The 6,896-nt window shown below is 39.3% G+C and carries 6 protein-coding genes; 2 read left to right on the top strand and 4 right to left on the bottom strand.

The genetic code is table 11. The features are described 5' to 3' along the window. Window positions 1–86: 86 nt before the first annotated feature. On the bottom strand, window positions 87–653 hold the full coding sequence (locus FTV38_RS16045; RefSeq protein WP_228722426.1) for a plasmid replication DNA-binding protein: 567 nt from the start codon (window positions 651–653) through the stop codon (window positions 87–89). Window positions 654–713: 60 nt separating this feature from the next. Next, window positions 714–1,637: a replication initiation protein RepM gene (gene repM / locus FTV38_RS16040; protein ID WP_151206973.1), complete on the bottom strand. Its 924-nt coding sequence runs from the start codon at window positions 1,635–1,637 to the stop codon at window positions 714–716. A gap of 1,541 nt (window positions 1,638–3,178) precedes the next feature. Between repM and FTV38_RS18180 the strand changes: the two genes are divergently transcribed. Then, window positions 3,179–3,370 carry a hypothetical protein gene (locus tag FTV38_RS18180; protein ID WP_257228807.1) on the top strand — a complete coding sequence of 64 codons (192 nt, stop codon included), beginning with the start codon at window positions 3,179–3,181 and terminating at the stop codon, window positions 3,368–3,370. A gap of 138 nt (window positions 3,371–3,508) precedes the next feature. Further along, window positions 3,509–3,973: a very short patch repair endonuclease gene (locus FTV38_RS16035; protein WP_163146739.1), complete on the top strand. Its 465-nt coding sequence runs from the start codon at window positions 3,509–3,511 to the stop codon at window positions 3,971–3,973. 23 nt (window positions 3,974–3,996) lie between these two features. On the opposite strand, the gene FTV38_RS16030 is transcribed toward FTV38_RS16035, so the two are convergent. Together FTV38_RS16030 and FTV38_RS16025 are read right to left on the bottom strand one after the other, a co-directional pair. Continuing rightward, window positions 3,997–5,298 carry an MvaI/BcnI restriction endonuclease family protein gene (locus FTV38_RS16030; protein WP_257221982.1) on the bottom strand — a complete coding sequence of 434 codons (1,302 nt, stop codon included), beginning with the start codon at window positions 5,296–5,298 and terminating at the stop codon, window positions 3,997–3,999. Window positions 5,299–5,379: 81 nt separating this feature from the next. Further along, a complete protein-coding gene (locus tag FTV38_RS16025) occupies window positions 5,380–6,825 on the bottom strand; it encodes a DNA cytosine methyltransferase (protein ID WP_163146745.1) in 1,446 nt (481 codons plus the stop codon). Window positions 6,826–6,896 lie beyond the last annotated feature (71 nt).

Below are 6,896 nucleotides of genomic sequence, written 5' to 3'. Positions count from 1 at the left end.
CGGCTTTTTATTGATTATTCATGTTCCACGCTCAATAAACAAGCAATGTTCCACACTTTTGTTTAGCTAAAAACAACAATAAAACCTTACTCATCTGTAAAAACTGCCCGAGCTAAACGACCCAATAATCCCCTTTTTTTAGGTTCCGGTTCAACGTGTTCTGGAATAGGTATACGCTTATTGTCTTCACCAGGAGTAGTCAATGCGTCATAGTTCGACTCAATCTCTGGCCGAGGATCTGTTGCTATATTTAGATTAGTAGATTCATTTAGCTTACTAGTATTTTCTTGTTTTGGCTGTTCTAAGGTGCCTTTAAACTCAATTCTATGAGTAAGATCTTCAATATGTTGCATCAAAGACTTTTCTCTTTGATTTGCTAAATCTAACTGATTTTTAAGTAAAGCAATCTGATCTTTTAGAACATTTTCGATCTCGGACTGTACACGTACAGGTGCATCCTTCTGGACTTGTTCAATACGTGTACTGGACTGAACACCAGTTGGATTTCCATAAACTCTTATTAATTCCGATAGATCTATGAGTCCATCACTATCCCTTGATAATTCGCCACTTTTTATAGCTTCATAAATTGTTGTTCTAGACTTTTTAAACGCTTTACTGGCGTCCATAACGCTGAATTTTGTTGTGTTCAATGGAGTCCCTCAGTACGTGTACAGGAATGTTCATATGAACATCCAATCTGAACATGAGTTTTATTTTGCATTAAAGCCTACTTTCTCTAGATATGGCAGTAGTTCTTCAAATTTTTGTAGATCTTTTAGCATTTCAGAAATTCGAACTGCGAACTGCGAATAGCTTTCAGTACCTTGAGAATATTTATTCATTTCTGGAAGCTCAGATAGCTTATTAGCAAAAAAATGTCGCTGTGCATCAGTAAATTTTGAGAAAATCTCAAGAGTAGTTTGCTTTTTATTGTTAGCTATAACGACCTTTTTCTGTTTAAAGGTAAATGAAAAGCCAGAAATATTACGTCCCTTTTTATGTTGCTGACATTGGACTTTAATATCTGTATGTTCATTAATTTGAGCAATAGCCAAATTTAATACTCGGTCTTTGAAATTCCCCATTCTTGTATATTCATCATCAAGAACACCTATTTTTTGCCTGAACTCTGCTAGTTCAATAATAGGAGTTTGGCCTGTACTGCGCCAAGCTATTAACAATTCATATAACCGCACAGCATACGCACTGCTGAGATTACTAATTTGTTGTAATTCATATTTAGTAAATTGCTCTTCTAAACGTGTAATAAGTGGGACAATTGCAGGAGCAAATATTAACTTCACGGTTGCTTCATCATCGATATATCTAATCTCGCTGACCCAGCGGCTTAAAACATTTTCTACATTTCCTCTCTTATTGATTTCTTGATAGCTAAATTGGCGTACGAATAGATCTTTACAAGCATCTTTTAACGCTTGGTACGCTGTTTGTCTTGCAACATTAAATTGATTTACATAGCTCTCAGCATGGACTTCTAATGGATCATTGGCATTAATGCCTCGACCACTATCTCTTGCTTCAACAATAGCTAATAAGATTAAACGCTGTTCTACTAAATCTAAGTTATAACTCGCATTAATTAATGCATTATCTTTAACTACTAAATCCCGCACTTTATTTATCTATCTTATTAGTTATGAATATAAATCTATATTAATAAATCTGTAGATTAATGCAAGGTAAACATGGTTAAATCTACAAAATAAATAAGGTAGACTTATGGTAGGTAAACGTAGTCATATTGGTAGGTAAACGTAGTCATATTGGTAGGAAAACGTAGTCATATTGGTAGGTAAACGTAGTCATATGAAGTCTGGAAGCCTTTATTTACAAGGCTTTCAGCTTACCTAAAAGCATTTAAAAGATTAAAAATAATTAAAAGCCCACGGAATGAAAAATTGCCCTTGGTTTTCGCTTCGCTCAAACTCTATTGAACTTCGCTTTCGCTCAGTTCGTCGGGGCAATTTTTTGGTGAATACTTACGTGACTTTAAGAAAAAGCAAAAGAAACTTGGAATTCGCTTCGCTCATAAAACTTTTTTACTCGCTACGCTCGATCCAGGAGCAAATTTCTGCATGAAACTTACGCTTTCTTAGGCTAAAGAGGACAAAAAAATGTTTTTCAGAGGGTCTAGGCGCAAATTTTGATAGTTCGCTCGTAGACACTCGCTCTATGCATCTATCTAAAGTCAAAATACCTCTTTATTTCGCTCTCATTTGCGTTTTTTGAGCTGTTTTCTGTTTTTCACTATGAGATCTATGTTTTTTAGGTAAAGGCTCTTAAATCGCATTTGAACGCTTTCTGTGAAGCTTTTCATAATTAAAGTTTTGGGTTGAAATTTTTAACCTGGATGAAGGGACAAAAAAATTGATCTTTTTACGTTTTTCTAAACCAAGAAATAAATACTTTTTTCCATGCAAAACCAAGCACCGGCCCTACGTCACTTTAGCCAATTTTCCAATCAAGGATCCGGCACACGCCGGGATTTTTTTGTCACACACCACGCATCTAACGATGACAACCTTCAAATCCTTATGCTGTAAGGGTTTGGGTAATTATTTTGTGTGTTAGAAAGCTGCGCAGCAAAAAGCGCATTTTTTAAAATAAGTTATTGATTTTATTTATTAATTTGCTGCGCTCTTCTCTGTGCTCAAAAAACCAATAAAAATGCTCTAAGCAATTGTTATTTAATGAAAAATAGGGTGCGCACCTATCTGCGCTCGAAAAATGGAAAAAAACAGCATAAGTAATTAATATATATAGATAAATACCCTGCGCAGTTATTGAAAATCAAGTTTGCGCAGGTAAAAGCCATAAAAACAGCATAAGTTATTGAAAATTAATTAAAATAATCTGCGCACTTTTCGATAAGCAATAAAACTGTCAATTCGGTCAATTTAACAAATCATACATGACATATTTTTTAGGAATTTAAACCTGTAAAAATCACTCAGTTGATAGATTTTAAGTAAGGTTTTAGAACCTAAATTGAATTCTTATTTCAGGCGTTAAAAGTAGTTAAAAAATTGAGAGTATTCAATATCAGTGAGTTCTATACCTATTTTCTACAAAAGTTCCAAAAATGGACCTTCTTCAATACTCAAGCGTTGAAGTTTAAGAGAAGATAGTAAGAAATCTTATTCGAGGAATTGTGATGAGCACTCATATCACTACTATGGCAAATACAATAATGTTTCCGAAGGCTTGTACTCTTTGCCAATCAAGAAAAAATGTACAGCTTTTTGCAGGACTGTTGGTATGCGATCAATGCCAGGAAAACATCAATCTCACGAATCCAGACACATTCTCGACCAATGATGAGATTGAACAGAAAGCCCAGGATTAACCTGGGTTGCGTATAAGAGTTTTTATGTTAAATATTAGCTAGACACGAGTACTTATAATTAAATGAAAAATGTGCAATATAAATAATATTGTTGAAGTTTTATTCTGTTAAGTTTCGAATATAGCTTAGGAGAGATAGATGGTAGACATTGTTGATCCATCTACACGCAGCCGTATGATGGCTGGAATCAAAGGTAGCAATACAAAGCCTGAATTATTAGTCAGACATTTGCTTCATAAAAAAGGATTTCGGTATCGTTTTCATGTAAAAGATCTTCCGGGAAAACCTGATATTGTTTTGCCAAAATACAGGTCAGTGATTTTTATACACGGCTGTTTCTGGCATGGTCATCAGAATTGTCATCTTTTCAGGTTACCGGCAACGCGGACGGAATTCTGGCAGGAAAAAATCTGCCGTAATCAGGCGAATGATTCCAGAGCTGTAGATATCCTGCGCGCTAGTAATTGGCGAGTCTGCATTGTCTGGGAATGCAGTATTCGGGGAGCCAAAAAAGATCCGGAAAAAGTAGTCAGTACAATTGCTGACTGGCTTGCAGGTGACAGACAGTTTCTTGAAATACGTGACACTCCAAGAGACAGATGATTTTTCAAGTAATACAGCCATACTTATTTATCTGATGACAGGTCAAGCTCCTTGTATTCATCATATAGACAAGCTGAATTGACTGCTGACACCCTGAACTGGTTGCGTTTTTTCTGTTTCCATTTGCCTGTATTCACATCTAGGGCATATTTGCATCCAGGATCATGAACCACTATTCCTGTCGCCAGGGCATCCAGGAATTTCTCAATACTTGCTCCTTTAGCCAGCGACACCTTTGGGCCAAACTGGTAATAGGTAGAGCCTTCAAGTTTGAGGTTAGTGTAGGAAACATAGCAGGTTTTGGTATGTTTATTCTTCCAGTGATTGAGCAGTTTGCTAAAGGTCCATCCAGCTGCAACTTCTCCATTGTCATTTTTCAGAAAATAGCCACCCTCGCTCAGGGTAATTTTCTTTTTCTCCAAATCATATCCTTCAATGAAAAGAGTCAGACATGTTTCCGGATTTCGGATTCCAGTCTGGTGTTTGGCAGTAAAGTAAAGCTGCTGCGGTTGCCTGCGGTTTGCATGGGTATTCATGAAATTTGCATAGCTGTCACGATAGAGTCCGATATCAGGTTCAGGAGTCATTAGGGTAGTACTACTTTTTGATCTTGTTTTTAGCTCCCAGTCCAAGAAATCAGGACTGGCCTTTCCGTTTGGAATGATGCCGAATTCGCACTCGAGGGTAAAACCAGCGCCATTAGGTGCCTCGTAGAAGATAACAGTACCGTCTTTGTCCAATCTTCTGGATCTTATTGGTCCCTTTAAATAGATATCTTTGAGTTTTCCAATCAGAAGCTCCTGACTGTCTGTAAGGCTAGAGTAGTATTCATAAAAAACTGACAGGACCTGTCTGTCTTGGTTCTGTTCGGCATATTCCTGAATTTCCCCTGAAATTTTCTCATCCCATGATCCTGTATAGGCAAAGACTTTGTCTTCAGCCAATCCTAGGATCATGCCTCTTTTCTGGCTGGCATATAGTGCACGTTCTTCTGGTGTCGGTGGTTTCATGATCTTGCTTGGGGCAAGCGAGCAGCCACGGAGGAATCCGGAAAGTCTTATTTCCGGATATTTGGGATAGAGAATAATTTGGGAACCTGTGGCTTCTTCAGTTTCACCTTCCGGTGTGATCCAGAACAGTTTGAGAGGTGCCTTGAATATCGGACCCTTGCTGGATTCTCCATCTGCGCGGATCTCTCCCAGTGGAAAATCCTGAAGAACTTCAAAATTTCCCCCAAAATAGATTTGCTGTTTGGAATTGTCATTATTGGAAAGCGGTTTGAGCAGGATCCGGGTTGCCCCTAGGGCCTGCATTGTCTGTGACATCTGCCTGATAGTCGCCATATACGATCCGGTCATTGTTCTTCTGACCGGATCGTACCTCTATTTGAGTGATTTTTATAGCTTTTACGCAGAAATCTTGTCTTTTTTATGCTCCTGAATTTTTGCTGCCCGTAGAATGTAAGGTTCCAGCAACCTTGCAACGGCAGTGAAGACGGGTACGACAACCGAGTTACCGAACTGCTTGTAGGCCTGTGTATCCGAAACTGGAATACGGAAGAAGTCGTCTCCATCCAGTTTTTGGAAGCCCATCAGTCTGGCACATTCCCGTGGTGTCAGACGACGCGGACGGTTCTTCTGGTTATCAGGATCATCAAAATCTTCTTCTCCCCGCTGCATATCCCAGCCGCGGTCAATCAGGATTTCCGAACCGTCTTTATGATAACGGGCCGAAAGGGTTCTGGCCACGCTACCAGGATTTTTCGGATCTACCAGACCAAAGCCAAAACCGTTACCTTTAGCCTGATGTTTCTTGGCATAGTTGTAAAGATACTTCCAGAGATTTTCAGTCAATATGTATTTGTCTTCTACTTCCTTTTCTAACACGTCCTGTATGGTCGGACGGACTTCAGGGAAGAGTTTACTGATATTTTTCAGGGAAAAGTCGCCCTTGATATCCAGGCTGCGTTTGAAGCCTACCAGTACAATACGCTCACGGTGCTGGGGAAGGAAGTTCTTGCCGTCAATGATTTTTGGATCATTCGGACCACTCGCGTCAGCATCTGCAACATCATAGCCCAGCTCGTCCAGCGTCTTCATGATGATACGGAAGGTATTTCCCTTGTCATGGCTTTTCAGGTTCTTTACATTCTCGAGTACGAAAATAGCTGGCTGTTTTGCTGCAATAATACGTGCCACATCAAAAAACAGTGTTCCTTGTGCTTCACATTCAAAACCATGTGCCTTGCCGAGGGAGTTCTTTTTTGAAACACCTGCCAGAGAGAACGGCTGGCATGGGAAACCGGCCAGTAGTACCTCATGATCCGGAATTTCGTTATCAATATGTTCATAAGCTTCATTGATGTCTATATCCGGATCTTCAGTCAGCGTAACCTGTCTGATATCTTCGTTGAATTTATGATGTTGAGGATCACAGTACCAGTTGGCCTTGTAGGTCCGGATGGCTTCCTTGTTCCATTCGCTGGTAAAAACGCATTGTCCCCCTATTTCCTCAAATCCCTTCCTAATCCCGCCAATCCCGGCAAACAGATCAATAAAACGGAATTTATAGTCCGGATGGTGTGCTGGTGGCTTCGGTAGCATCTTTTGCTGAAGCATCTCCACTTCGCCCTCACTGAGTGCCCGTGGTGCACTCTTTCCATTGAGCCATTTATTCAGCGTTTCACGGGTCCAGTCATACTGTCCAACCCTGCGAAGTATTTCAGCAACAGTTTTCTGGTCGTATGACTCCAAGACCTGATTGACCAGCATTTTGTGCTCTTCAATTTTCTGTTTTTCCTGGGTTAGGTACTTTTCATGCAGGTCATCGGCTTGGGAGAGAAACTCTTTCATCTATAAATCTATATTTGGGTATTTTGAGTGATACTTTATCACTCATTTGACCCAGATATAAGCTAAAACAT

Origin of the sequence: Acinetobacter sp. YH16044, from assembly GCF_013417145.1 — a bacterium.
GTDB lineage: Bacteria > Pseudomonadota > Gammaproteobacteria > Pseudomonadales > Moraxellaceae > Acinetobacter > Acinetobacter amyesii.
Note: the sequence above shows the minus strand (reverse complement) of the source record. Positions and strands in the feature narration are given on the sequence as shown.